Genomic DNA, 23,797 nt, shown 5'->3' with positions numbered 1-23,797 from the left:
CGCGATGATCGGAGCGGCCGTTGTCCTGGCCGTGGCGCTGGCCGGCGGGATCACCGTTGCCGTGCGGGCTGCCGGCGGTGCTGGCCGGACCCATGTCGTCGGTTACTTCGACAACACCAACGGTATCTACGTCGGCGATCACGTGGTGATCCGCGGTGTGCCGGTGGGGGAGATCGACAAGATCGAGCCGGAGCCCGATCGCGTGAAGGTCTCGTTCTGGTACGACAGCAAGCACGCGGTGCCGGCGGACGCCAAGGCGGTGATCTTGTCACCGACCCTGATCACCGCACGGGCCATCCAGCTCACCCCCGCCTACACCACCGGCCCGGCGATGCAGGACCACGCGGTAATTCCCCAGGAGCGCACCGCTGTCCCGGTGGAGTGGGACGACCTGCGAGTCAACCTGGAGAAGTTGGCCAAAACCCTGCAACCGACGAAACCCGGCGGGGTCAGTACGTTGGGCGGCTTCGTCAACACCGCGGCCGACAACCTGCGCGGCCAAGGCCAGGACATCCGCGACAGCCTGACGAAGTTGTCGCGGGCGGTCTCCACCCTCGGCGATCACCGCGAGGACCTGTTCTCGACGATCAAGAACCTGTCGATCCTGGTGTCCGCCTTGGAGAGCAGCGGTGACCTGCTGACGACGCTGAACCAGAACCTGGCTTCGGTGACAAATCTGGTCGCTAACAACCCAAACGAGATTGGGGATGCGGTAAGGGATCTCAGCGACGTCGCCGGTGATGTCACGAGTTTTGTGGCCGACAACCGGGAAGCGTTGGGCATCACCTCGGACAAGCTGGCGTCGATTTCCACCGCGATCGTGAAGAATCTGGACAACGTCAAGCAGGCACTGCACGTCTTTCCGACCACCGCGCAGAACTTCGTCAACATCTACCAACCCGCACAAGGCACGTTGAGCGGCATCCTGGCGGCCAACAACTTCGCCAACCCGATCCAGTTCTTGTGCGGCGCGATTCAGGCGGCATCGAGACGAGGCGCCGAGGAAGCCTCGAAGCTGTGCGCGCAGTACCTGGCGCCGATTGTGAAAAACCGTCAGTACAACTTCCCTCCGCTCGGCCTGAACCCGTTCGTGGGGGCCACGGCACGCCCCAACGAGCTCACCTACAGCGAGGACTGGTTGCGTCCGGATTACATCCCACCGGTGGCGCCGCCGCCCACTCCGGCTCCCATCGAGGCCGCGCCGCTGGCGGCCGAGGCAGGTGCTCCGCCGCTCCATCCGGCACCGGCGGAGACGGACCCCGCAGAAGGTCTGTTGGGATTGATGATTCCTTCGGGGGCGGGGCAATGACAGAGTGGCGCCCTATCGGCCTGAAACTGCTGGCGGTCGTGGCCGTCGCCGGGTTGCCGGCCTGTAGCGACTTCCAGGGCCTGAACTCCGTGACGCTGCCCGGCACCAAAGGTGGTGGCCCCGGCTCGTACACCATCCAGGCGCAACTGCCCGATGTGCAGAACCTGGAACGGAACTCCCGGGTCCGGGTCAACGACGTGACGATCGGCAATGTGTCGAATATCGAGGTGCAGGGCTGGCACGCGTTGGTCACCATGACGCTCGACGGCAACGTCGACCTGCCCGCCAACGCCACCGCCACGCTCGGCCAGACCAGCCTCCTCGGTTCGGTACACATCGAGCTGGCGCCACCGAAAGAGGTTCCGGCGGAAGGCAAATTGAAGGACGGCTCGCTGATACCGCTGGAATCGGTCCGGGCAAACCCGTCGACGGAACAAACCCTGGCCGCGCTCGCCATGGTGCTCAACGGCGGTGGAGTGGGTCAGATTCAAGACGTCGTCTGGGCCATGAGCACGGCGCTCGACGGTCGAGAGGAAGAACTGAGAAGCCTGCTCGAGCAGTCCAACACCTTTGTGGGCTATCTCAACGACCAAAAAGACGACATCATCGCCGCCACTGACAGTCTCGACAGACTGGTCGGCCAGTTCGCCGATCAGAAACCCGTCATCGACCGGGCTTTGGAAACCGTGCCGGACGCGCTCGCGGTACTGCGCGATGAGCGGGACACCATCACCGAGGCGGCCGATCAGGGCGGCAAGCTCAGCGCACTGTTGACCGATACGGTCAATCAGACCAAGGAAAACCTGGTCAAGGAGTTGGCCGATCTCGGTCCGGTGCTGAAGTCCCTGGCGGACGCCGGGCCGGCATTGACCCGTTCGATGGACCTGCTCTCCACGCTGCCCTTCCCGAAGCCCACCCTGGACAAGTGGATCCGGGGTGACTATGCCAACCTCACCGCGGTAGTCGACCTCACATTGAGCCGGATTGACGCCGCGCTGTTCACCGGCACCCGATGGGAAGGCGATCTCACCGAACTGGAGATGCAGTGGGGCCGCACCATCGGTCAGATGCCCAGTCCGTACACCGCGGGAAATCCGTTGGTCGCTCCCTACAATTTCAATCAAGGGCGTTAGTATGCGGCTGAAACGCGCAGTCAGAATCCAGTTGATCGTGTTCGCGGTGATCGCCACTGTCGGCGTCACATTCATGTTCTTCGGCTACATGCAGGTACCGTCGGCGTTCTTCGGTGTCGGCCGATACACCGTGACGGTGCAGCTACCCCATGCCGGCGGGCTGTACCCCGAAGGAAACGTCACCTACCGCGGCGTTTCCGTGGGGCGGGTCGTGGACGTGCGGTTGACCGACTCTGGCGCCGCAGCGGTGCTGAGTCTCAAATCCGGCATTGACATCCCGGCCGATCTCGACGCCGAGGTGCACAGCGTTTCAGCGGTGGGCGAACAGTACGTCGCACTGCTGCCCCGAAGCCGAAACGCGACGCCGCTGAAGGACGGTGACGTCATACCGGCCGGCCGCACCAGCATTCCGCCGAACATCAACTCGCTGTTGGCCGAAGTCAACACCGGCCTGAAGGCGATTCCCAACGACAACCTGAAGACAGTGGTCGATGAATCCTACGTTGCGGTAGGAGGATTGGGCCCGGACCTCTCCCGGCTGCTGAACAGTACGATCTCGTTGTCGCGTGGTGCCAGGGAGAACCTGGACTCCTTCGTGACCCTGATCGACAAGTCAAAGCCGTTGCTGGACACCCAGGTCCAGTCATCGAACGCAATCCAAACCTGGGCGTCCAACCTGGCGACCGTCACGACTCAGCTGAAGAACAACGACTCGTCCGTCGGAGGCCTGCTGACCAAGGGCGCCAAATCGACCGAGGAGGTGCGCATGCTGGTCGACCGGCTACAGCCGACTCTGCCGGTGTTATTGGCCAACCTGGTCAGCGTGGGGGACGTGGCCCTGACCTACCGAGACAACATCGAAACGCTGCTGGTGGCGGTGCCGCAGGCGGTGGGCAACGTGCAGGGGATCCTGGTGGCCAACACCGGCACCAAACAGGATTACGTCGGCGCGTATCTGAGCTTCAACCTCAACCTGAACTCGCCGCCGCCTTGCACCACCGGCTTCCTGCCGGTCCAACAGCAGCGGGCGCCCGCTTTTGAAGACGCGCCGGATGTTCCGGAAGGCAACGTCTACTGCCGGATACCGCAGGACTCTCAGCTCACCACCGTCCGCGGCGCCCGTAACCTGCCCTGCGCAGGCCGTCCGGGCAAGCGGGCCCCGACGGTGAAGATGTGCGAGAGCGACGAGGAGTACATCCCACTCAACGACGGCTTCAACTGGAAGGGCGATCCCAATGCGACGTTGTCGGGCCAGGGAATCCCGCAGTTCGCCCCAGGCGAGGCGCCGCCCGAGCCCACCGGTGCCGGTATTCCGCCGCTGGCGGTCGTCGAGTACGACCCGGCCACGGGCAGCTACCTCGGGCCGGACGGGATGCGTCACACCCAGCGCGATCTGGCCCAACATCCCGGAGAGGAGAAGTCATGGGAGAACATGTTGATACCGCCGACGGGACAATGACCGACACCACCGACACCGAGGACTGCGACAGCTCGCTTGGGGTCGAAGCTGACGGAGTCTCGGATTCAGCCGCGCCGGCCGCCCCGCTGACCTCGCACGGACGAAAGGCGCTGGCTGTAGGCGTGGCCATCACGGTCGCGCTGGGCGCCCTGGTGGGCTGGCAGGGTTTTCGGTTGTCCCAGGCGCACAAAGACACTGCCGAGCGTGAGATGTTCGTGCAGACGGCGCGGCAGGGAGCGCTGAACCTGACCACGATCGACTGGGAGCACGCCGACCGTGATGTCCAGCGTGTGCTGGATTCCGCAACGGGTTCTTTCCGGGAGGACTTCGCCCAACGCTCGCAACCGTTTATCGACGTGGTCAAGAAGGCGCGTTCACGGTCGGAGGGCTCCATCACCGAATCGGCGTTGGAATCGCAGTCGCCGGACATCGCTCAGGTGCTGGTGGTCGCCAGTGTCGCCATCACAAATGCCGGTGCGGCTGAGCAGGAGCCACGACGATGGCGGATGCGGATGTCCGTCCAGAAGGTAGGCGACGAGATGAAGATCTCTCAAGTCGCCTTCGTGCCATGACAACAACCCAGATTGGTAGCACGGTGGAAACGACCGAGGAACGCAAAGTCGATGCCGGCAGTGAGGTCCCGCCGGCCGAAACAGAGGATAAGGACAGTTTGCCGGCCGATGCCGAGGACACCGACGAGGGTGTCGGCGCAGCGGAAGCGGCGCCGGCCAAACGTCGGACCAACTGGTCCCGGGCGATCACCTACGGTCTGTTGCCCGGTCTGGCGTTGCTGTTGGCCATCACGGCGGGTTGGTTGAAGTGGCAGGACTCCTCACTTCGGGTCTCCGAGCACAGCACGGCCGAAACCGTGGCAGCCGCTACCGAGGCGACCACGGCCATGCTGTCCTATCAGCCTGACTCGGTCGAGCAGGATCTGCAGGCCGCGCAGGACCGATTGACGGGGTCCTTCAAGGATTCCTATACCCAGTTGACCAACGACGTGGTGATTCCCGGCGCCAAGGCGCAACGGATATCGGCCGTGGCACAGGTCCCGGCCGCGGGTTCCGTGTCGCTGACGCCAAAGCACGCGGTGGTGCTGTTGTTCGTCAACCAGACCGTGATCATTGGCGATGAGGCGCCGACGGATTCGTCGTCGGTGGTCCGGGTGTCGATGGACCGGGTCGGTGACCGCTGGCTGGTCTCCGAGTTCGAACCCATCTAGGCCATCGGTCACCAGGGAGGTGTCATGAGGACCCAATATCTCACCGCGGCGGCCTTACTTGTTGCCGGGGCGGCAGGCTGCTCGCCGGGACCGGAAACGGGTGATCGTCAGGCCGGCCGGATGTCGCCGGGTATGGCGCAGTTGACCATCGACGGTGCCGATGCCGGACGGATCGAGGCGGTGGAATGCACACAGACCAAACACACGACGGCGATCACCATCGGAGACCGAGACCCGGTCGCAGCCGCGACGATCTCAAACCTGGATGACCTCACGGTCGACTGGGTCCGATTCCGGGACGCGAATGGTTTCACCGGCAGTTACAACGTCGGCCTGGGCGGGCAGGCGCAGGTTGTGCTCAGTGGATCGGCCTACCAGATCTCCGGTGTTGCGCGTGGTTTCAACGCCGGCACGCCGAGTCAACCGACTACCGCAGAATTCGCGATCGAGGTGTCCTGTTAACCGACCAGGAAAGGGTCACGGATTCATGGCGACTTCAGGATCAGCATGAAAACTATTGCATTGGTGGCGTTTGGCGTCCTTCCCGTCGCGCTCGCGCTACCGGTTACCGCGCACGCCGACAACAAACGGCTCAACGACGGTGTGGTAGCCAATGTCTACACGATCCAGCACCAGGCCGGCTGTACCAACGAAGTGCGCAAGAATCCGCAACTTCGCCAGGCGGCCGAGTGGCATGTCGCCGACTTGATGGCGAACCGGAATCTGGACGGCGACATCGGGTCTGACGGCTCCACCGCGGCGGACCGGGCGGTCGCGGCGGGATATCGCGGAACCGTCGCCGAGACGGTCGCGATCAACCCCGCCATTGCCATCAACGGAATCGAGATTCTGCGGCAGTGGTACTACAACGAGGCCTACATGGCGATCATGAGCAACTGCGCCAACACCGATATCGGTGTGTGGTCGGAAAACAGCCTCGACCGGACCGTGGTGGTGGCTGTGTACGGAACACCAGAATAGATCGAAAGTAGGTGAGCAGCAATGGATCCTAATCCGGACTATGACGCTAGCGATGAGGTCGAGTACTTCTTCAACTGGCTGGCGTGGGGGCTCCGCGGCAACTACCCGCCGCCGGCCTACCCGCCGGTGTAGGCGTACATGTCGAGTTCCGTGGTGAATCTCGGACCGGGAGCGCCAACGAGCGACGCCGGTCGGCTGAATCGAGCGGCGATCACCGTGGCGGGTGCGCTGCTGGCGATCGTGGCGCTGGTGGTATCGCTGTTGACGGCTGTTGTGGCGACGGCGGCCGAACGGGTGGAGTATCTGATGGTGCCGTCGGCGGCGATGGCCGGTGATATCCCGGTGGCGTTCCAGGGGGGCGGTCCGCACGCGGTGTACCTGCTGGACGCGTTCAACGCCGGTCCCCAGATCAGTAACTGGGTGTCGGCCGGCGGGGCGATGGACACCCTTGCCGGTAAGGGAATTTCGGTCGTGGCTCCGGCTGGCGGCGCGTTCAGCTTCTATACCGACTGGGAACAGGACGGCAGCAAGCAGTGGGAGACATTCCTGTCTCGGGAGCTGCCGGATTGGCTGGCCGCGAACAAGGGGCTGGCGCCGAACGGCCACGGTGTGGTTGGTGCGGCGCAGGGCGGTACAGCGGCGATGGCGCTGGCGGCCTTCCATCCGGCTCGGTTCCGGTTCGCCGGTTCGTTATCCGGGTTCCTGACTCCGTCCTCGACGACGCTCAACGGTGCAATCACCGCGGGCATGGCGCAGTTTGGTGGCGTCGACACCTACGGCATGTGGGGTGCCCCGCAGTTTGGTCGTTGGAAATGGCACGATCCCGATTCTCACGCACAGTTGTTGGTCGACAACAACACCCGGCTGTGGGTGTTCAGCCCGTCGACGCTCACCTGCAGTGACCCGGCGGCGATGATCGGCTACTGCGACCAGGCCCAGGGCAGCAACCGGAGCTTCTATGCGCACTACCGTTCGGCCGGTGGCCGCAACGGACACTTCGATTTTCCGGATGGACTGCAGCACGACTGGTCCAGCTGGGGCCCTCAGCTCGGTGCGATGTCCGGCGATCTCGTCGCCACCATAGGCCAGCCGAAATAGCTTTTCGATCACGGGTTCCGTTGCGGCGCCGGCGCGGTGAACAGGTCCCCGACAAACCCCTGAGAGGTGATGACCATGGGTGTCCAAATCGATGTGGCGGGATTGAGTAAATCTTTCGGGTCGTCAAAGATCTGGGAAGACGTCACGATGTCGATTCCCGCTGGCGAGGTCAGCGTGTTGTTGGGCCCGTCGGGTACTGGTAAATCGGTGTTCTTGAAGTCGCTGATCGGTCTGCTGCGTCCGGAGCGCGGTTCGATCGTGATCGATGGCACCAACATCTTGGAGTGCTCGGCCAAGGAGCTGTATGAGATCCGCACGCTGTTCGGGGTGTTGTTCCAGGACGGTGCGTTGTTCGGGTCGATGAACATCTACGACAACACCGCGTTCCCGTTGCGTGAGCACACCAAGAAGTCCGAGTCCGAGATCCGCAACATCGTGATGGAAAAGCTCGAACTGGTCGGTATGCCTAATGACGGGCACAAGTTCCCCGGTGAGATCTCCGGTGGTATGCGCAAGCGTGCCGGCCTGGCCCGCGCCCTGGTGCTCGACCCGCAGATCATCCTGTGCGACGAGCCGGACTCCGGTCTGGACCCGGTGCGTACCGCCTACCTGAGCCAGCTGCTCATCGACATCAATGCGCAGATCGACGCCACGGTGCTGATCGTGACGCACAACATCAACATCGCCCGGACCGTGCCGGACAACATCGGCATGCTGTTCCGCAAGCAGCTGGTGATGTTCGGTCCCCGTGAGGTGTTGTTGACCAGTGAGGAGCCGGTGGTCAAGCAGTTCCTCAACGGCCGCCGGATCGGGCCGATCGGGATGTCGGAGGAAAAGGACGAGGCCACCGCGGCCGCCGAGCAGGCCATGTTAGATGCCGGTCAGCACGATGGTGGGGTCGAGGAGATCGAGGGTGTGCCCCCGCAGCTGACCGCCACCCCGGGGATGCCCGAGCGTGCGGGTGTGGCCCGGCGTCAGGCCCGGGTCCGCGAGATCCTGCACACCCTGCCCCCGGCCGCCCAGGCCGCCATCCTCGACGACCTCGACGGCACGCACAAGTTGCCGGTGCACCAGTTCGGCGACGAGCCCAACGCACGCCACCACCGCCCGGTCGAGGACGAGACCTCAACGATCTCGATTGCGGCGACGGAGGTATAGCTGTGGATCGAGCCGAGGAATATACGTTCGTGTGGGGGCTCCTCGATGAAGCTGGCGTTATCTTGGATGACGCAGAACGCGCAAAGTTGTGTATCCGAATTGGTGCTGGCGAGTATCGAGAGACGATTATTGACCTGCTACAACGTTTCGCATCCAGCGGCACGGTGCTATTACCAGCCTTGTCGGTTTCACTTCGGACGTGGATGACCGGCTTCGTAGGCAGCGACTCCGAGATGTCGCTGCGGGATCTGGCAAGCCGAATCCGGCCTTCGAACGCCTCTAAGCCACACGTGCCTGTGGTTGGCGAACATCCACCGTTGCTGCGCGTACCCCGGCGGAGCGGTCACTCCGCACGGCGACTCGTTGAAGCGGAGCGATTCTGACACTGAACATCGTGGTACTGCAAGGCTTCTCTCCGTCGCACTTATCGTCCCCATTCGTGCAGCAGACTGTTCCGGCCGCAGTGCGTTAACGGCTGCCCGGGCAGATGAGGTCGGGTGTTCCCGCGGTGTTCCCGGGGAGCGGATCAACGAGGCTGTCCTGGATTACCTGCGCACCGGTTTGGCGGCAGGGATGAACGTGCCGGACCCCGCCGACCCTTCGCTGCGCACGGTGCGCGTCGTCGCGTAGGCGGTGCGAAGGTCGGCCACCAGTCCGTCGAACGCTTCGTCGCGGGTCTCCGACGGTCCGCGCAGCACGGCCGACGGGTGAATCGTCGCTACCAGCGCCGGGTCCCCGCCGGACGGCAGGCCTGCGATGTGGAGGATCTCCCCTCGGTGACGCGAGATCCGAAAGTCATTGCCCAGCAGTGATTTAGCCGCAGTCGCTCCGAGAAGGACCACGACCTCTGGGGAAACCGTGTCCAATTCAGCCAAGATCCATGGCCGGCACGCCTCCACCTCGGTGCGGCTGGGGGTCTTGTGGATACGGCGTTTGCCGCGCTCATTGGTGGTGAACTTGAAGTGCTTCACGGCGTTGGTCAGATAGAGCTCGTCGCGGTCGATCTCGGCAGCGGCCAGGGCTTTGTCCAAGAGGCGGCCGGCCGGGCCGACGAAGGGCTCTCCTGCCCGGTCCTCCTGGTCACCCGGCTGCTCGCCGATCAGCATCACCCGCGCGGACGGTCGTCCGGACCCGAAAACAGTCTGAGTGGCGTCGCGATATAGCGGACAGCCTTCACAGTGCCGCGCCGCACCGGCCAGCTCGGACAACTCATGTGTCTCGGGGACGAATGGCGCTGCGCTGTGCATTGCCGTGGAATACCCGATCAACCGTTTGCCACGCGCAAGTGCGGGTATTCGTTGTCATGACAACAGGAGATGATCGACATGACCGGGGCATACGCAGCTAAACGGGTATTGCATCGCAGGAGCAGCCTTGAGGCCGCGGTCCTGGGATTCGGCTGTCGATTCGCCGTGAAGAACGCGATCCGTGCCTGGGCGTTGCAGCCTGATCTGGCGTGGCCGCTCAGCTCCATCGATCATCTCGTCGGAGTGGTCCCGCGGCGATCGTCGGTGTCGGTGCAGCCCGTGGCACTGCCGAATTGCCCGACGGAACTGGTGCGCGCACCGGGGACATCGGGGCGTAACGCGATTCTGTACTTGCACGGTGGGGCGTTTCTTACCTGTGGGCTCAACACCCACCGTGCTCTGGCTTCTCGATTGTCGGCTGCGGCAGACGCACTGGTGCTCAACGTCGGCTACCGGATGTTGCCCGTGTGCGGCCTTGCCGACGCCGTCGAGGATGCCCTGGCCGGGTTGTCCTGGCTTCGACAGCGGGGTTACGGCGCCGAGCGGACAGTGATCGCCGGTGACTCGGCCGGCGGATACCTGGCCTTCGGGACGGCGCTGAGGTCGTTGGACCGCGGTGTGGTGCCGGCGGCCGGTCTGGCCGCGATCTCGCCGTTGATCGATCTGGACCCCGCGCAAAAACTGGCTCACCGCAACGTCTCTCGGTGCTCGATGTTCACCGGGGCGGCGTTGTCGGCCTTCGCCCGCTGTGTGCGGCGCAGCCAATGTGAGCCCAACCGTTGTGACGCCGAGCCGTTGATCGATCCGGCCACGGCGGATCTGACGGGTATGCCACCGGTCATGATCCACGTGGGCGCAGACGAATTACTCTTGGCAGACTCGGAATTGGTCGCCGACCGGCTGGCCGCCGCGCATGCATCGTGTGAGCTTCACGTCTGGAGCGGCCAGATCCACGACTTCCCGCTCGCCGCCGAGATCCTGCCGGAAGGCAGGCAGGCCATCGGCTACATGGGCGACTTCGTCAAAGGTGTGACCGCCGCACCTGCTCAGAGTGCAGCCTGATCGATCTGCCGGAGTTTCCCGCGGCGGTGCCGTGGGCATCCCACCACTATGAGCGATATCGAAAATGGCCCGGGCGACACTCTCTCGCCGAGTGAGTCAACCGATTCCGACGAAGTCGCCAACGCCGACGGCGACGACGTGGTCGATCCGCCGGAGCAGTGGCACGGCGCCGACCGGGCGGGCGAGCCGGAATCGCTCGAGAGCAAGCTGGATGCGGAGCGGCCCGACCGGCCGGCCGGGCCGGGGCCTGCGCGCGACGTCGACGAGGCGATCGCCGAGCCTGGCGGCTTCCGGATCGTGAGCCCCGACGACGAGTCTCAGGACGGTTGACAGCCGCTCCTTGACGAAGCTGGCGAAATCAGCACGGGCGGCGGCGAATTCCGTCTCAGCCGGCCTGGCGCTGCAGTGTGACCGAGGCGGTGTTGGCATCGGCGTGGGTGGCGATGCCGCTGCCCTTCGCCGTGACGGCCAGCGCCGTGCGGTCCCCGCGGAACAGGTCGCGGGAGAACTCGCACGGGGAACCGTTCTGGTCGTAGGTGACCCGCGTGATCAGCAGCAGTGCCGCGTTGGGCTTGATGCCGAGCAGAGTGGCTTCACTGCTGGTGGCGTTGACTGCCTCGATCCGCTCATCGGCCCGGCCGGTGACCAAACCGTATTGGGATTGCAGGATTTCGTAGAGTGACCCACCCAACTGCTGGTCGAGCAGGCCGGGGAAGGCGTCTGCGGGGAACTGGGCGTGTTCGAGCGAGATGGGCGAGCCGTCGGCCAGGCGCACGCGCTGGATCTCGATGACGTAATCGCCTGCGCCCAGACGCAGCGCGCTCCGGGTGGCGTCGTCGGGGGTGGTGATGCGCGTCGAGAGCACCCGGGTGCCGGCGACATATCCCTGGTTGGCCAGGAAGGCGGGCACACCGACCACGTCGGAGAGGTGCCGCTCCACCTGACCGTGGCTGATGAAGATGCCGCCGGCCCGGCCGATCACCCGGTGCACCATCCCAGCTTCTTCCAGCGCGGCCAGCACCTGGCGCAGGCTGGAGCGACTGGTGCCGTAGCGTTCGGCCAGGTCACGCTCGCTGCCGAGTTTGGCGCCGGGGGTGCCCGCGTTGATGTCGGCGACGATGTGCCTGCGCAACTCTTCGCTGTGAACTGCCACCCCGGCCCCCTGCCCGTGTATTGGTCCAGCCAATTCTATCCAGGTTGAACTAGAGTTCAGCGATCGCCATGTGCGATTCGGGCAGAATCTGTCCGCCGTCCACGACCAGCGACTGTCCGGTGATGTAGGCGGCCTCGTCGGTGGCGAAGAACAACGCCGCATTACCGATGTCGGCGACCGAACCGAGGCGACCGGCAGGTACTGCCGAGGCCATTTGGTTGAGGTAATCGGGGCCCATTTCGTCCAGCCCCTCGGTGACGATGTTGCCCGGCAGGACCGCGTTGACGGTGATTTTCTTGGGTGCCAGTTCCATCGCCGCGGTGCGCAGGAAGCCCAGCTGGGCGGCCTTGGATGCACCGTAGTGCGACCAGCCCGGGTATCCGGTGATCGGGCCGGTGATCGACGAGGTGATGACGACGCGTCCGTGGCCGCTGGCGGTCAGTGCCGCCAGGGCGGCCTGCACGATGTAGACGGTGCCCTTGAAGTTCACCGCAAGGACCTGGTCGATGTCGTCGGGGGTGAGGTCTTCGAGGCGTCCGGACGGGAAGATGCCGGCGTTGGCGCAGACGATGTCCAGGCCGCCGTGCCGTTCGACGGCGGCGTCCACCACCTGGCGGGCGTCTTCAGGACTGGTGACGTCGGCGCGCAGGGCGCTGACCCGACCCGGGGTGCCGGCGAGCGCCGAGACCGTCTCGTCGAGGTCGGCCTGGTTGCGGCCGGTGATCAAGACGTCCACGCCGGCATTTGCGAAGGTCTGGGCGATGCCGCGGCCGATGCCCTTGCTGCCGCCGGTGACGATGGCCGAGCGGCCCTGAAGCGATGCGAACATGGTTGAGATCCTTTGAGAGTCAGGTCAAGGTGAGGCCGTTGGAGCGCAGATAGCGCTCGGCGAGTTCACAGCTACCCGCGGCATAGCTTATGGCCTTGGTGGCCGATTCCCTGGAGTGGCTGTGGCTGCCCATCCAGGCCAGCAGCAATAGCCTGCGCAGCAGCACGAACGAGGCCAGCATGTCCTCGTCGGAGGCCGGCAGGTCGCGTCGCGTGCGGTAGCCGCTCACCCAGGCGTCCTGCCATTCCGGCAGGGCTGGGTCGTGTTCGATGAACGATACGGCGGTGCCGAAATCATAGAAGTGCCAACCGAATCCACAATCATCGAAGTCGATGACGGTGATGTTGGGAGTTCCTGCGGGATCAGGGTCAACCAACAGGTTGGCCAGCCGCAGATCGGCGTGGATCAGCCCGTAGACGTCGGACCCGGTGCCGTACGCCTGCAGCCGGTCATGCAGCAGTGCCTGGGCGCGTTCGAGCACCTGTTGCTCGGCCGGGCCGACGCCTTCGGCATCGTGCCAGCGGCCCCAGCGCGGTTTCGCGCCGAGGCTGTGCTCCCAGTCCCACGAGAACCGGCCGAACCCGGGCGGGCGTTCCCACCGCTGCGAATGGTCGTGCAGCGCAGCGGTGATCCGGCCCAGCGTGTGGAAATCGTCGAGGGTCAACGACCCCTCGTCGGGTTCGGCCCCGGCGACCATGCCGAAATGTACGACATGCCGGGCGACTCCTCCGGTCTCCTCGCCCTGGACCGTGACCAGCCGCCGACCGTTTCTGGCCGGTAGCACCGAGGGCACCGTGACGTCACTGTCAGTCTGAAGTGCCTGCAGCCAGTCCAGTTCGGACTCGATCTCGTGGGGCCGGTGGTAGTCCTGCCGGTGCACTCGAAGGATGGACCGGGTGCTGCCGTCCTCGACGAGATACGTGGCATTCTCGGACAGGTTCAGCAACCTCAGGGTCGCGTCTGTCCCGATGTCGTACTGGCGTAACGCCAGTTGTGCGACATCGATCTCGTCGGTGATGACCATTAGTGATCCCGTCCTTCGATACTGTCGAGCACTGCAGTGATCCGGTCCCGTGCCACCGTGACATCCGCGGTGCTGCCACCGATGTAGAGCCTTCCAGCAGCGCCGATCATCTGCACGTCGACCACGGTAAGCCCGGGTGCGGCGCGCTCCGCCTCGTTGGCCGCGACCGCCGCGAACAACGCCGGGGTCATCTCGTACACCAGCAGCGACTGCCCGGGCAGGATCATCGATGCCTGCCGGTTGCGGTTGAGGATCACCGCGTGCTGATCGGTGATGCTCTCGATGATGTCGTGGTAGAGGACCCGCGGCCGCAACTGATCGGATGCCTTGTTGCCGGTGCCGGCCAGGATCGCCTCGCCGGCCCGCCGGACATCGTCCAGGTTGGCCGAGTGGATCTCCAGGACTCCGAATTGGCGTTCCACGTAAAGGATTCCGGGCTGTATGCCGGGGACTTCACGCAGGGCCAGATCGATCACCCGCTCGATGGCCAGGGCGGGGGATACCTCGACGATGAGCGCATGCTCGCCCTCGTACGGCGGGTATCCCCTGGCCCGGGTCGGCGTTCCGAGGTACGCAGCGAACTGGCGCTGCAGGTCCTCCACCAACAGGTAGACGCGGATCTGGGTGCGAATCCGCGTGCTCTCCTCCGCTTTGGTAGGCATGACTACTTGCTGGCGACCGAGAAGTGTGCGCCGAGCTCGTTGTGCGGACGCGGGATGACGTGCACGCTGACCAGTTCGCCCACCTGGGAGGCAGTCTCGGCGCCGGCCTCGGTGGCGGCCTTGACCGCACCCACCTCACCGGTGACGATCACGGCGACCAGGCCGTCGCCGACCTGCTGCCGGTCGGTGATGGTGACGTTGGCGGCCTTCACCATGGCATCGGCGGCAGCGAGCGCAGCCACGAAGCCTTTGGTTTCGATCAATCCGATTGCGTTGCTGGACATAGGTGTTTCTCCTTATTTGTTGGGTTCGCTATCAGGGTTGGGTGTCTGTATTGATATCGATGGATCCGATGATGAGGGCGTCGACGGGCGGCGGGGTTCCGGTGAACCAACCCGACGCCACCGAGCCCTGGGCCACGAGGACGTGCTCGCCCACGCCGGTACCCAGGACGTCGAAGGCGATCAGCTTCGATCCGGTGCCGTCGACCTCGACCTCGAGGAAGGCGCCTGCGGGGATACCGTCGATGCGCCGGGTCGACCACACGTTGCCGGTGACAGTCGCTGCTAGCACTTTGGCTCCTTTTCAATCTTGATTCCCAAGGTGCGGGCCTTCTCCCGGGCCAGCGGGGTGAGCACCGCCTTGCGACCGAGCACGAGCGTGCCGCCGGCCATGTCGGCGATCTGGCGTTCGGTGACCGCGCCGCTGTCGATGCGCCTGCTGGCCCCGCCGGCCGACGTGCGGGATGCTCCGGCCAGCCGGAACCTGAGCCGGCCGGCCTTCAGATCAGCGCGCGTCTTGGGGCTTTCGAAGAGACGCAACAACTTCCGGACGAAGGTGTCGAGGTCCCTGTCGTTGGCCAGCTGCACGGTCTCGGTGCGGTTCTTGCCGTCGACGGCGCGGGGCCCGGTGGGTTCCACACCGAACTGGGCTGCGACCGTCGGCGGTGCCGACAATGCTGCGACCGTCGGCGGTGCTGTTGGAGCCGGAGCCGGTGGTGGGGGGACAGCCACCGGCCCCGGAGTCTTGGCGGCGGCGCCGGCATCCCGGACGGCCTCCCGCACCACCTCGCGCACCAGGGCGCGCAGCTCGTCACGGTTCATGCCGTGGCCCTGGCGAGTGCGTCCTGGGCGGCCTCGGCCGCGGTGCGGATGTCGGCTTCGGTGCCGGACAGGTAGACGCGGCCGGTGGCGCCGATCATCCGGAAGTCGACCACCTTGATGTCGGCGGCCTTCTCGGCCTCGTTGGTGGCCAGGATGGCGTACGACGCGGGCTGGACCTCGAGTACGAACAACGACTCACCCGGCAGCACCATCGACCCGATCTTGTTGCGGTTGATCAGGAATGCGTGCTGATGGTCGATGCTGGAGATGATCCGCGAGGCCAGCACATTCGGTGCCACAGCGCTTCCGGTGTCGCCGCCCAGCTCGTCGAGCGCGGCGTCGGCAGCGGCTTTGACCGCTCCGGTCTCGCCGTGGAACTCCAGGTAGCCGAATTGCCGTTCGACAACCAGGATTCCGGCCTTGACCTCGGCGTGTTTGAGGGCGACGTCGGTGACGCCCTCGATGTCCAGACCGGGAGCCACTTCGATGATCTGGGCGGCCTGGTCGGCCCGGGGCAGGGCACCTTTGATCCAGGTGCCCAGATACGACATGGTCTGCGGTTGCAGCCGGTCGATGAAAATGAAGGAACGAAGTTCAGCCACAGCCCTACCTCTTGATCAGTTGTGCGAGTTCTTCGACGACCAGTGCGCGCAGTTCGGCGCGCAGCGTGTCCAGCCCGGGGTCCGAGGACCGGTTGGCAGCCGGGTACGAACGGCGCGGCGTGACGGGTACGCCGTCGCGGTCGTTGGTGGCGCGGGGATATTCGGGCACCGGACCGGCGGGGGAGTGCCACGGGTTGATGCCCGCGAAATTGCCCATCGGCACCCCGGCGTCGCTGTTGTAGGCGACACGGGCCCAGTTGACCAGGTTCTGCGGCTGCAGGTTCTCTCCGATCGAACTGCGACCGACAAACCCGGTGCCGATGGTCATCGACGGTGCCAGGTTGGTGTCCAGCCCGGAGCTTCCGGTGGAGTTTCCGACGTTGACCGATACCCGTAGCACGGGAACCTGCGCGGCGAAATCGGTGATGACCGAGGGGTTCTCGCTGTGGATGGCGGCCGAATGCCCGGCCCCGCCGATCCGCACCACGGCCCGGGCCGCGCGAATGCCTCGCGCGGCGTCGGCAGCGGTGGTCATGCCGAGCACCGGGGACAGCTTCTCGTGGGCCAGCATCTCCTCGGTGATCACGTCGTCGAACGGCGCGATCAGCACGCGGGTCTTCGGGGTCACCCGCAGGCCGGCCTGCCCGGCGATCCACGCAGCGTCCCGTCCGACCACATCGGTGTTGAGGTGGCCGTCGGCGAACATGTAGGCCCGCAGCCGCCGGGCGCCGTCCTCGTCGAGGATGTGCGCCCCGGCCCGGGTCAGCGCCGAGCGCAGCTTGTCGGCGACGGCCTCTTCGACGATCAGCACCGACTCGTTGGTGCACAGCACCGAATTGTCGAATGCCTTGCTGTCCACGATCCGCTTGGCGGCGGCGTTGATGTCTGCACTGGCGTCGACGAACACGGGGACGTTGCCCGGGCCGACCCCGAGCGCCGGGTTGCCCGACGAGTACGCGGCTCGGACCACGCCGGTGCCGCCCGTGGCGACGATGACGTCGGTGCGTTCGTCGGCCATGAGCGCCTGGACCAGGGGAATCGACGGCTCATCGACGACTTGCACGATGCCGTCGGGCGCACCGGCCGCGACGGCGGCCTCGGCGAGCACGCGGGCGGCCTCGACCGAGCACTGCTTGGCCCGGGGATGGGGCGCGACGACGACGGCGTTGCGCGTCATCAGTGCCAGGATCACCTTGAAATACACGGTGGCAACGGGATTGGTGGTGGGCGTCAGTGCCAGCACCACCCCCGCGGGGCGAGGCAGTTCGACGATCTTGCGAGCCTCGTCGATCCGGGGTGACACATAGTCTTCTCCGCGGTAGTAATCGACGATGCCGCGCGAGCAGGCCCGGTTCTTGGTGACCTTGTCAGCCACCACACCCATGCCGGTCTCGGCGACCGCCTCGGCGGCAAAGCGCTCGGCCTCGGCGTAGCCGGCCTCGGCCACCGCGTTGACGATGTTGTTCACCGCGGCTGCGTCGTAGTCGGCGTAGGCCGCGGCGGCCCATCTGGCCCGTTCGAGCATGTGGCCCGCCTGTGCAGTACTGGTCATGATGCCTTCCGTCCGATGGCGGCGGTCTTGGCCCGGCTCACCGCTACTTCGAGGCGGTCCAGGACGTCTTCGCACAACTCGCGCGAGAGCAGAAGACCCGGTTTGAACTGCAGCACACGGGGATCCAGTGTCGAGAAGATCGCCCAGACCCCGTTCTGGTAGAGCTCGCGCATCACGAACTTCGCGCCCTCGGGATGGTCGAACTCCAGACCGATGACCACACCGTTCTGCCGGATCCCGACGAACCAGTCCGGATGGTCGGCCTGGATGCGGCGCAGGCCCTGGTCGAAGATGTCGGAGATGTAATGGACCATCGAGCGCACCTCGGGGCGGGTACAGATCTCCAGGGTCTTGATCGCCGCGACACAACCGAGTTCGGCGCCGCCGAAGGTGGAGATGTGTCCGAAGCCGTCCTCATCGAGCCACTGCGCTGCCCGATCGCCGAGCAGGGCCGCGGTGATCGGGTACATGCCGCCGGACAGGCCCTTGCCGGTGACCAGGATGTCGGGTTCGATGCCGTGTTTGGTGATGGCCCACAGTTCACCGGTGCGCATCAGACCGGTCTGCACCTCGTCGGCGATGTAGAGCGTGCCGTGCTTCTCGGTCGCGGCCTTTACCGCTTCCAGGTATCCCGGTGCGGGAAGGGGGAATCCGTAGGTGGCCGGGATGGTCTCCATGATCACCGCGGCGACATCGCCGGGAGCCAGCACCTTCTCCATCGCGGCGATGTCGTTGAACGGCACCTGCAGGAACTCATCGGGTTGGTCGGCCAGGAAGAACTTGGCGAACCTGTCGTCGCCGGTGGCCACCGCCAGGCCGGTGTGGCCGTGATAGGCCTTGACGATCGAGACGATCTTGCGGCGCTTGGTCGCGTGCCGGGCGCTCTTGAGCGCGATGTCGATGGCCTCGCCGCCACCTGACCCGAACGCGACCTTCTTGATCGATGCCGGGGCCGTCTCGACCAGGCGCTGCGCCAGGGCGGTACGGGCCACCGAGGGAAAGTGGTGGTTACCGACGTCGAAGTGTTGCATGCCTTCGGTAATCGCCTGCATCACTTCGGGATTGCGGTGACCGAGGTTGTAGGTGCCGCCGTTGAGGTGCATGTCGATGAGACGACGCTGCTCCATATCCCATAGGAAGTAGCCTTCCCTGCGGTCGATCACCAGATCGACACCCGTATCGGTCCAGAACTGCGTCTTGTCTGGATTCCAGAACGTCTTCGCCCTATCCAGCACTTCGGCTTTGGATTCGAACGTGAACGTGCCGTAGTCGTACATGCGGCTCCCTTGAGTAGCTACCCGGTAGCTGTGATGGCCCTCACCGTAAACGGTCGCAACCATTTGTGTCAATGGTTGCGAGTAGCGCTTGCGAACCGCTTTTGGTCGTGCCAATATGCCTTAGGTTCGCACTGTGGCCCAGGCCACATCGAGCATCCACTGTTACCTGGAAGGTATTCCGCTAGATGACCGAACAAGTTGTCGCAAAGAGCGAATCTGCAGCTCACGATGTACAGCGACTAAAGCGCAACGCCGTCGGGACGGTCGGCGTGATCTTCATGGCGGTGGCGACGGCTGCACCGATCACCGCAATGGTCGGCAATGTCCCGATCGCAGTTGGCTTCGGAAATGGTTCACACGCTCCAGCCGGCTACATCGTGGCGACGGTCGTCCTCGGCCTCTTCGCCGTCGGCTACGCGACCATGGCCAAGCACATCACCACCACCGGCGCGTTCTACGGCTACATCTCCCACGGCCTCGGCCGTATCGTCGGGATGGCCAGCGGCGGGCTGATCACCATGGCCTACGTGGTTTTCGAGGCCTCGCTCATCGGGATCTTCTCGTTCTTCTTCCAGAACTTCATGCAATCCCAGCTCGGTGTCCATATCCACTGGATCATCCCGGCATTGCTGATGCTGGTGATCAACGCGGCCCTGACCTACTTCGATGTCAACCTGACCGCCAAGGTGCTCGGCGTGTTCCTGGTGACCGAGATCGTGATGTTGGCGCTCGGCGCGGTGGCGGTGCTGTTCAAAGGCGGCGGCCCGCAGGGATTCGCGATCGCCGAGACCATCAACCCGATTGGCGCCTTCTCTCCGGCAGCTGGAATCGCCGGTGCGAGCGCCGGATTGGGCCTGTTCTTCGCATTCTGGTCATGGGTCGGGTTCGAGTCGACCGCCATGTACGGCGAGGAGTCGCGTAACCCCAAGAAGATCATCCCCCGCGCCACGATGCTGAGCGTCGTCGGTGTCGGCGTGTTCTACGTGTTCGTGTCCTGGATGGCGATCGCCGGTACCGGTCCGCAGCACGCGGTGGAACTCGCGCAGGACTCCGCCACGTCCTCGGAGATCTTCTTCGCCCCGGTGCGGGATGCCTACGGCGAATGGGCGATCACGGTGTTCAACGTGCTGCTGGTCACCGGATCGTTCGCCTGCGGGATGGCATTCCACAACTGTGCCTCGCGCTACCTCTACGCGCTCGGTCGCGAAGGTCTGTCCAAGGGACTGCAGAAGACCATCGGCTCAACACATCCCACACACGGTTCGCCCTACATCGCCTCGTTCGTGCAGAGCGGTATCGCACTGGTGATCATCCTGGCCTTCCTGTTCGCCGGAATGGATCCCTACGTGCACATGTACACGCTGCTCGCGATCCTCGGGACGATGGCGATCCTGATCGTGCAGTCGCTGTGTGCCTTCTCGGTGATCAGCTACTTCCACATCCGGAAGAACCACCCGGTGTCCAAGCACTGGTTCAAGACGCTCATCGCCCCCGGCCTCGGCGGGATCGGCATGCTCTATGTCGTGTACCTGCTGTGGGAACACAAGGACGCCGCCGCGGGCACCGCATCCGGCACCCTGCTGTTCAAACTGACGCCGTGGATCGTGGTGGGCATCTTCGTCCTCGGCGCTGGAATGGCCACCTACTTCAAGCTGCGCGATCCGCGCCGCTACGAGTTGATCGGCCGGATCGTGTTCGAGGACAACGTTGTTCGAGATTGACGCGTTCGACCGGTAGATGGACTCCTTCGAGCGTCTCCTGCTGAAGTTCGTCCTCGCGTGGGCTCCCTACGGGGGTCCGCGCGAGGACGACGTCTGGCTCGAGTTCGGTATGACAACCGACCAGCTATGCCTGCGCTTCGCCCGGACCGTCCAGTGCCTGGTGCCCAGGGCCGGTTCCCTCTCGAGAGCCGACCGCTGTCTGCTGGAACGGGCCTGCGTGTACCTGCGTCACCGCCGCGAACTAGCCGAACGCCGCCCGTAGATAGCCGGCTTGACTGGCCATGAAGGCTTGGGCCACGGGGGTTTTCGCTGCGATCTGATCGAACCCGTGGAAAGCTCCGTACACCTGCTCGACTTGGCAGTCCACCCCCGCCGCGCGCAGCCGCTCGGCGTAGGCCAGGTCCTCGTCGTGGAACAGGTCCAGCGTGCCCACCCCGATCCAGGTCGGCGGCAGCCCGGCCAGATCCTGGCGGCGACCCGGTACGGCGACGGCCGGATCGGCGCCGCCGAGGTAGGCCGACCAGCCGAATCTGTTGCTGCCCTGGGTCCACAGCCGATGACCGGGGTTCTCCAGCTCCGGGCCCACCGAGCGGTCGTCCAGCATCGGATACACCAGGATCTGGGCCGCCAGCTGTACCTCCCCGCGATCGCGGGCCAGCAGGGCGAGCGCCGCGGCCAGGCCGCCTCCGGCGCTGGCACCGGCGACGGCGACCCGGGTGGGATCGACCGCGGGCAGCCCCGCCAGCCACTTCAGCGCGGCATAGCAGTCCTCCAACCCGGCCGGGTAGGGATTCTGCGGCGCCAGCCGATACTTGACGGCGGCCACGGTGGCACCGAGTTCCTTGGCGAACCGCCGGCACAGGGCGTCATCCTGTGCCGGGCTACCCAGCACGTAGCCGCCGCCGTGGATCCACAGCAGCGCCGGCGTCGGCTCGGTGACTCCCTTCGGGCGAAACAGCCGGACGCCTGCTCCCGAGCTCAGGGTCAACACCTCGACGTCCTTGGGTGTCTGCCGGTTCTGCAGGCGGGTCAGCCGCTGCAGCAACGGCAGCGAACGCCTGGTCACCAGCTGGCGCGGGATGAACCGGGCGATGCGTTCAAGATCGGGGTGAAAGGCTGTGCTGACGGTCACACCGTCAGTTCTACCGTGCCGGTCTGGTCAGCTGTTGTTGAAGGCTATAAACAGTGCCGCGACCGCGTCGTCACGGACCACGATGTAGTTCGTCAGGATCAGTTCGTCAGGCAGGTTCGTCTTGTCGAACTCGCCGTCATAGCGCGCGCACACGACGATCACCCCTGGCCGTACGTCGGCGTCGGTGACCTCCATGGTGACGCGGTCACCGGTGATTTCCCGGGCGATCCAAGTGCGGATGGCCGCGGTATCGGCGAACTCGCGGTGGTTGTCGTTGACCACGGCGTCCGCCGTGAAGGTGGCCAGCACGGCATCGGTGTCGAAGGCGTTGACTGCGTCGACGTAGCGGCGCACGACTGCGGGGAGCTGATCTGAGATATCACGGGACATGACGTCAGGCTCGCGTCGTCGGCGGCGGGAGAGTCAACCCCGGCGCCGTGCTTGAGTCTCCCCCTGGGGGAGACGCCACACTGGGCACGTGAACATCGCCCTGTCCATCGGCGACTTCTCGCGGATGACGCAATTGCCGGTCAAGACGCTGCGGCACTACCACGAGGTAGGCCTGCTCGTACCCGACCGCATCGACTCTTCTTCGGGCTATCGCTACTACACCGTCGAGCAGGTGGCCACTGCGCAAGTGGTGCGCCGCCTGCGTCAGCTCGACATGCCGATCGCCGATTTACGCGCGGTGCTCGCTGTCGCACCGGCCGAGCGCAATGCGTTGATCAGTGATCATCTGCGACGGCTGGAGGATCGGCTTACCGCCACCCGCAGCGCCGTCGAGTCCTTGCGGGCCATCCTGGAGCCGCCGGATGAGACGTCGAGTATCGAGTACCGCAGTGTCCCGGCGGTTGCGGCCGCCGCGATCACGGCGACGGTGGATCGTGACGATCTGCCGGCCTGGTGGCAGGGCGCGGTCGGGGAACTTCGCGCCACGGTCCACGCCGATCCCGGGCTGGTGGCGACCGGCGCACCCGGCGCGTTGTTCGGGTTCGACATCTTCAGTGGTGACCGCGGCGCCGCGACGGTCTTCATCCCGGTCGACGGCCGCGTTCGCCCGGTCGGCCGGGTCGAACGGCAGACCGTCCCGGCGGCCGAACTCGCGGTGGTGAACCACCGTGGTCCCCACGATGATGTGGACCTGGCATACAGCGCACTCGGCGAGTATGCGACACAGCGGGAGATCAGTGTCGAGGGTCCGCTGCGCGAGTACTACGAGCGATTCGTCTGGGACACAGATGATTCCGCGCAGTGGCGTACCACTCTGTGCTGGCCGGTCTTTCGGGCCGACGCATGAACGCCCTCGACGGGCGGCGCGCGGTGGTCACCGGCGGTACCAAGGGTGCCGGCGCGGCGATCGTCCACCGACTACGGGCCGCCGGCGCTCACGTCACCGCGGTGGCTCGTCGCCCCGACCGTGACGGCGCCGCGGCGGCAGACGATTTCCTCGCCGCGGACCTCACCTCGGCGGCCGACATCGCCGACCTGGCGTCGCACATCCGTCAGAACGGCGGCGCGCACATCGTGGTCCACACGGCGGGCGGCTCCAGCGCACCACCCGGAGGGTTCGCATCGCTGAGCGATCGGAACTGGGCCGACGAGCTGAACCTGAACCTGCTGGCGGCGGTCCGGCTCGACCGGGCATTGCTGCCGACGATGATCGACGACGGCCGGGGTGCGGTGGTGCACGTCGGATCGATCCAGAGCCGGATGCCGCTCTACGACGGAACCCTGGGGTACGCCGCGGCCAAGGCGGCGCTGCGGGCCTACAGCAAGGGCCTGGCCAATGAACTGGCGGCCAAAGGTGTTCGGGTCAACACCGTTTCACCCGGGTTCATCCAGACCACGGCGGCCGAGGCGTTGATCGATCGCATTGCCACGGCCACCGACGGATCCCGAGAGGACGCCCTCGAATCGCTGATGTCCGCGCTCGGTGGCATCCCGCTCGGCAGGCCGGCCCAGCCTGCCGAAGTCGCAGAAGTGGTCGCGTTTCTGGTGTCGGATGCGGCCTCTTCCATCGTGGGTGCCGACATTGTCGTCGACGGCGGTACCGTCCCGACGGTGTAGAGGCGC

The 23,797-nt window shown here is 65.4% G+C and carries 28 protein-coding genes; 15 read left to right on the top strand and 13 right to left on the bottom strand.

Going from position 1 to position 23,797, the window contains the following annotated elements; genetic code table 11:
* Window positions 1-4 precede the first annotated feature (4 nt).
* The 10 genes from AC4ELH_RS11355 to mceG all read left to right on the top strand — a co-directional run bounded on the left by AC4ELH_RS11355 (window position 5) and on the right by mceG (window position 8,360).
* A complete protein-coding gene (locus tag AC4ELH_RS11355) occupies window positions 5-1,309 on the top strand; it encodes an MCE family protein (RefSeq protein ID WP_448401344.1) in 1,305 nt (434 codons plus the stop codon).
* On the top strand, window positions 1,306-2,442 hold the full coding sequence (locus tag AC4ELH_RS11350; protein WP_448448079.1) for an MCE family protein: 1,137 nt from the start codon (window positions 1,306-1,308) through the stop codon (window positions 2,440-2,442). Before AC4ELH_RS11355 ends, AC4ELH_RS11350 begins: the two co-directional genes overlap by 4 nt.
* Before the next feature lies 1 nt (window position 2,443).
* Window positions 2,444-3,901: an MCE family protein gene (locus AC4ELH_RS11345; RefSeq protein WP_448448081.1), complete on the top strand. Its 1,458-nt coding sequence runs from the start codon at window positions 2,444-2,446 to the stop codon at window positions 3,899-3,901.
* Window positions 3,865-4,473, top strand: coding sequence for an Rv1363c family protein (locus AC4ELH_RS11340; RefSeq protein ID WP_418009080.1), 609 nt, complete (start codon window positions 3,865-3,867; stop codon window positions 4,471-4,473). Before AC4ELH_RS11345 ends, AC4ELH_RS11340 begins: the two co-directional genes overlap by 37 nt.
* Window positions 4,470-5,123, top strand: coding sequence for an Rv1363c family protein (locus tag AC4ELH_RS11335; protein ID WP_418009079.1), 654 nt, complete (start codon window positions 4,470-4,472; stop codon window positions 5,121-5,123). Before AC4ELH_RS11340 ends, AC4ELH_RS11335 begins: the two co-directional genes overlap by 4 nt.
* A 24-nt stretch (window positions 5,124-5,147) precedes the next feature.
* Window positions 5,148-5,585, top strand: a complete 438-nt coding sequence (locus tag AC4ELH_RS11330; RefSeq protein WP_418009078.1) for a lipoprotein LpqH — start codon at window positions 5,148-5,150, stop codon at window positions 5,583-5,585.
* 45 nt (window positions 5,586-5,630) lie between these two features.
* On the top strand, window positions 5,631-6,104 hold the full coding sequence (locus AC4ELH_RS11325; protein WP_418009077.1) for a CAP domain-containing protein: 474 nt from the start codon (window positions 5,631-5,633) through the stop codon (window positions 6,102-6,104).
* A 21-nt stretch (window positions 6,105-6,125) separates the two neighbouring features.
* Entirely contained in the window at window positions 6,126-6,236 is a 111-nt protein-coding gene (locus AC4ELH_RS11320; RefSeq protein WP_109757068.1) for a hypothetical protein, read from the top strand.
* Window positions 6,237-6,242: 6 nt separating this feature from the next.
* Window positions 6,243-7,202, top strand: a complete 960-nt coding sequence (locus AC4ELH_RS11315) for an alpha/beta hydrolase-fold protein (protein WP_448448084.1) — start codon at window positions 6,243-6,245, stop codon at window positions 7,200-7,202.
* A gap of 75 nt (window positions 7,203-7,277) precedes the next feature.
* Window positions 7,278-8,360, top strand: coding sequence for an ABC transporter ATP-binding protein MceG (mceG, locus tag AC4ELH_RS11310; protein WP_418009076.1), 1,083 nt, complete (start codon window positions 7,278-7,280; stop codon window positions 8,358-8,360).
* A 545-nt stretch (window positions 8,361-8,905) separates the two neighbouring features.
* On the opposite strand, the gene AC4ELH_RS11305 is transcribed toward mceG, so the two are convergent.
* The gene (locus AC4ELH_RS11305) at window positions 8,906-9,607 is read right to left on the bottom strand and encodes a UdgX family uracil-DNA binding protein (protein WP_448448087.1); all 702 of its coding nucleotides are present in this window, start codon (window positions 9,605-9,607) and stop codon (window positions 8,906-8,908) included.
* Window positions 9,608-9,676: 69 nt separating this feature from the next.
* Between AC4ELH_RS11305 and AC4ELH_RS11300 the strand changes: the two genes are divergently transcribed.
* Both AC4ELH_RS11300 and AC4ELH_RS11295 read left to right on the top strand, forming a co-directional pair.
* Complete coding sequence (locus AC4ELH_RS11300) at window positions 9,677-10,669, top strand: alpha/beta hydrolase (RefSeq protein WP_498884516.1); 993 nt, start codon at window positions 9,677-9,679, stop codon at window positions 10,667-10,669.
* 48 nt (window positions 10,670-10,717) lie between these two features.
* Window positions 10,718-10,999: a hypothetical protein gene (locus AC4ELH_RS11295; RefSeq protein WP_448448091.1), complete on the top strand. Its 282-nt coding sequence runs from the start codon at window positions 10,718-10,720 to the stop codon at window positions 10,997-10,999.
* 55 nt (window positions 11,000-11,054) lie between these two features.
* On the opposite strand, the gene AC4ELH_RS11290 is transcribed toward AC4ELH_RS11295, so the two are convergent.
* From AC4ELH_RS11290 to AC4ELH_RS11245, 10 genes are read right to left on the bottom strand one after another with little or no spacing between them, the layout of a single operon-like run.
* A complete protein-coding gene (locus AC4ELH_RS11290) occupies window positions 11,055-11,822 on the bottom strand; it encodes a GntR family transcriptional regulator (protein WP_498884514.1) in 768 nt (255 codons plus the stop codon).
* Window positions 11,823-11,871: 49 nt separating this feature from the next.
* Entirely contained in the window at window positions 11,872-12,651 is a 780-nt protein-coding gene (gene fabG, locus AC4ELH_RS11285; protein WP_064913152.1) for a 3-oxoacyl-ACP reductase FabG, read from the bottom strand.
* A 19-nt stretch (window positions 12,652-12,670) separates the two neighbouring features.
* Complete coding sequence (locus tag AC4ELH_RS11280; RefSeq protein WP_448448093.1) at window positions 12,671-13,675, bottom strand: phosphotransferase enzyme family protein; 1,005 nt, start codon at window positions 13,673-13,675, stop codon at window positions 12,671-12,673.
* Window positions 13,675-14,337, bottom strand: coding sequence for a hypothetical protein (locus AC4ELH_RS11275; protein ID WP_064882009.1), 663 nt, complete (start codon window positions 14,335-14,337; stop codon window positions 13,675-13,677). Before AC4ELH_RS11275 ends, AC4ELH_RS11280 begins: the two co-directional genes overlap by 1 nt.
* Before the next feature lie 2 nt (window positions 14,338-14,339).
* Window positions 14,340-14,621 carry a BMC domain-containing protein gene (locus AC4ELH_RS11270; protein WP_019347921.1) on the bottom strand — a complete coding sequence of 94 codons (282 nt, stop codon included), beginning with the start codon at window positions 14,619-14,621 and terminating at the stop codon, window positions 14,340-14,342.
* A 31-nt stretch (window positions 14,622-14,652) separates the two neighbouring features.
* The gene (locus tag AC4ELH_RS11265) at window positions 14,653-14,910 is read right to left on the bottom strand and encodes a EutN/CcmL family microcompartment protein (RefSeq protein WP_064882011.1); all 258 of its coding nucleotides are present in this window, start codon (window positions 14,908-14,910) and stop codon (window positions 14,653-14,655) included.
* A complete protein-coding gene (locus tag AC4ELH_RS11260) occupies window positions 14,904-15,440 on the bottom strand; it encodes a hypothetical protein (RefSeq protein WP_448448096.1) in 537 nt (178 codons plus the stop codon). Before AC4ELH_RS11260 ends, AC4ELH_RS11265 begins: the two co-directional genes overlap by 7 nt.
* Window positions 15,437-16,042 carry a BMC domain-containing protein gene (locus tag AC4ELH_RS11255; protein WP_064957841.1) on the bottom strand — a complete coding sequence of 202 codons (606 nt, stop codon included), beginning with the start codon at window positions 16,040-16,042 and terminating at the stop codon, window positions 15,437-15,439. Before AC4ELH_RS11255 ends, AC4ELH_RS11260 begins: the two co-directional genes overlap by 4 nt.
* Window positions 16,043-16,046: 4 nt before the next feature.
* Window positions 16,047-17,594 carry an aldehyde dehydrogenase family protein gene (locus tag AC4ELH_RS11250; RefSeq protein ID WP_448448099.1) on the bottom strand — a complete coding sequence of 516 codons (1,548 nt, stop codon included), beginning with the start codon at window positions 17,592-17,594 and terminating at the stop codon, window positions 16,047-16,049.
* Complete coding sequence (locus AC4ELH_RS11245) at window positions 17,591-18,871, bottom strand: class-III pyridoxal-phosphate-dependent aminotransferase (RefSeq protein ID WP_064957843.1); 1,281 nt, start codon at window positions 18,869-18,871, stop codon at window positions 17,591-17,593. The genes AC4ELH_RS11250 and AC4ELH_RS11245 overlap by 4 nt, the downstream gene beginning before the upstream one ends.
* Window positions 18,872-19,056: 185 nt before the next feature.
* Between AC4ELH_RS11245 and AC4ELH_RS11240 the strand changes: the two genes are divergently transcribed.
* Complete coding sequence (locus AC4ELH_RS11240) at window positions 19,057-20,592, top strand: APC family permease (protein ID WP_064882020.1); 1,536 nt, start codon at window positions 19,057-19,059, stop codon at window positions 20,590-20,592.
* Between the two features lie 241 nt (window positions 20,593-20,833).
* On the opposite strand, the gene AC4ELH_RS11235 is transcribed toward AC4ELH_RS11240, so the two are convergent.
* Both AC4ELH_RS11235 and AC4ELH_RS11230 read right to left on the bottom strand, forming a co-directional pair.
* Window positions 20,834-21,724 carry an alpha/beta hydrolase gene (locus tag AC4ELH_RS11235; RefSeq protein ID WP_064882024.1) on the bottom strand — a complete coding sequence of 297 codons (891 nt, stop codon included), beginning with the start codon at window positions 21,722-21,724 and terminating at the stop codon, window positions 20,834-20,836.
* Between the two features lie 27 nt (window positions 21,725-21,751).
* Window positions 21,752-22,114: a nuclear transport factor 2 family protein gene (locus AC4ELH_RS11230; RefSeq protein ID WP_498884508.1), complete on the bottom strand. Its 363-nt coding sequence runs from the start codon at window positions 22,112-22,114 to the stop codon at window positions 21,752-21,754.
* Window positions 22,115-22,202: 88 nt separating this feature from the next.
* On the opposite strand from AC4ELH_RS11230, the gene AC4ELH_RS11225 reads away from it, so the two are divergent.
* Together AC4ELH_RS11225 and AC4ELH_RS11220 are read left to right on the top strand one after the other, a co-directional pair.
* Window positions 22,203-23,021, top strand: a complete 819-nt coding sequence (locus AC4ELH_RS11225; RefSeq protein WP_082941655.1) for a MerR family transcriptional regulator — start codon at window positions 22,203-22,205, stop codon at window positions 23,019-23,021.
* Window positions 23,018-23,791 carry an SDR family oxidoreductase gene (locus AC4ELH_RS11220; protein ID WP_064882028.1) on the top strand — a complete coding sequence of 258 codons (774 nt, stop codon included), beginning with the start codon at window positions 23,018-23,020 and terminating at the stop codon, window positions 23,789-23,791. Before AC4ELH_RS11225 ends, AC4ELH_RS11220 begins: the two co-directional genes overlap by 4 nt.
* Window positions 23,792-23,797: the final 6 nt, after the last annotated feature.

The organism is Mycobacterium shunyiense (assembly GCF_058270075.1).
The sequence above is the reverse complement of the archived record's forward strand: the minus strand, read 5'-3'. Positions and strand labels throughout refer to the sequence as shown.

What these genes read in the sequence shown, in the direction of transcription:
- AC4ELH_RS11355 (WP_448401344.1), top strand. Translation starts at nt 5, where the DNA reads ATGATCGGAGCGGCCGTTGTCCTGGCCGTGGCGCTGGCCGGCGGGATC.
- AC4ELH_RS11350 (WP_448448079.1), top strand. Translation starts at nt 1,306, where the DNA reads ATGACAGAGTGGCGCCCTATCGGCCTGAAACTGCTGGCGGTCGTGGCC.
- AC4ELH_RS11345 (WP_448448081.1), top strand. Translation starts at nt 2,444, where the DNA reads ATGCGGCTGAAACGCGCAGTCAGAATCCAGTTGATCGTGTTCGCGGTG.
- AC4ELH_RS11340 (WP_418009080.1), top strand. Translation starts at nt 3,865, where the DNA reads ATGGGAGAACATGTTGATACCGCCGACGGGACAATGACCGACACCACC.
- AC4ELH_RS11335 (WP_418009079.1), top strand. Translation starts at nt 4,470, where the DNA reads ATGACAACAACCCAGATTGGTAGCACGGTGGAAACGACCGAGGAACGC.
- AC4ELH_RS11330 (WP_418009078.1), top strand. Translation starts at nt 5,148, where the DNA reads ATGAGGACCCAATATCTCACCGCGGCGGCCTTACTTGTTGCCGGGGCG.
- AC4ELH_RS11325 (WP_418009077.1), top strand. Translation starts at nt 5,631, where the DNA reads ATGAAAACTATTGCATTGGTGGCGTTTGGCGTCCTTCCCGTCGCGCTC.
- AC4ELH_RS11320 (WP_109757068.1), top strand. Translation starts at nt 6,126, where the DNA reads ATGGATCCTAATCCGGACTATGACGCTAGCGATGAGGTCGAGTACTTC.
- AC4ELH_RS11315 (WP_448448084.1), top strand. Translation starts at nt 6,243, where the DNA reads ATGTCGAGTTCCGTGGTGAATCTCGGACCGGGAGCGCCAACGAGCGAC.
- mceG (WP_418009076.1), top strand. Translation starts at nt 7,278, where the DNA reads ATGGGTGTCCAAATCGATGTGGCGGGATTGAGTAAATCTTTCGGGTCG.
- AC4ELH_RS11305 (WP_448448087.1), bottom strand. Translation starts at nt 9,607, where the DNA reads ATGCACAGCGCAGCGCCATTCGTCCCCGAGACACATGAGTTGTCCGAG.
- AC4ELH_RS11300 (WP_498884516.1), top strand. Translation starts at nt 9,677, where the DNA reads ATGATCGACATGACCGGGGCATACGCAGCTAAACGGGTATTGCATCGC.
- AC4ELH_RS11295 (WP_448448091.1), top strand. Translation starts at nt 10,718, where the DNA reads ATGAGCGATATCGAAAATGGCCCGGGCGACACTCTCTCGCCGAGTGAG.
- fabG (WP_064913152.1), bottom strand. Translation starts at nt 12,651, where the DNA reads ATGTTCGCATCGCTTCAGGGCCGCTCGGCCATCGTCACCGGCGGCAGC.
- AC4ELH_RS11280 (WP_448448093.1), bottom strand. Translation starts at nt 13,675, where the DNA reads ATGGTCATCACCGACGAGATCGATGTCGCACAACTGGCGTTACGCCAG.
- AC4ELH_RS11275 (WP_064882009.1), bottom strand. Translation starts at nt 14,337, where the DNA reads ATGCCTACCAAAGCGGAGGAGAGCACGCGGATTCGCACCCAGATCCGC.
- AC4ELH_RS11270 (WP_019347921.1), bottom strand. Translation starts at nt 14,621, where the DNA reads ATGTCCAGCAACGCAATCGGATTGATCGAAACCAAAGGCTTCGTGGCT.
- AC4ELH_RS11260 (WP_448448096.1), bottom strand. Translation starts at nt 15,440, where the DNA reads ATGAACCGTGACGAGCTGCGCGCCCTGGTGCGCGAGGTGGTGCGGGAG.
- AC4ELH_RS11250 (WP_448448099.1), bottom strand. Translation starts at nt 17,594, where the DNA reads ATGACCAGTACTGCACAGGCGGGCCACATGCTCGAACGGGCCAGATGG.
- AC4ELH_RS11245 (WP_064957843.1), bottom strand. Translation starts at nt 18,871, where the DNA reads ATGTACGACTACGGCACGTTCACGTTCGAATCCAAAGCCGAAGTGCTG.
- AC4ELH_RS11240 (WP_064882020.1), top strand. Translation starts at nt 19,057, where the DNA reads ATGACCGAACAAGTTGTCGCAAAGAGCGAATCTGCAGCTCACGATGTA.
- AC4ELH_RS11230 (WP_498884508.1), bottom strand. Translation starts at nt 22,114, where the DNA reads ATGTCCCGTGATATCTCAGATCAGCTCCCCGCAGTCGTGCGCCGCTAC.
- AC4ELH_RS11220 (WP_064882028.1), top strand. Translation starts at nt 23,018, where the DNA reads ATGAACGCCCTCGACGGGCGGCGCGCGGTGGTCACCGGCGGTACCAAG.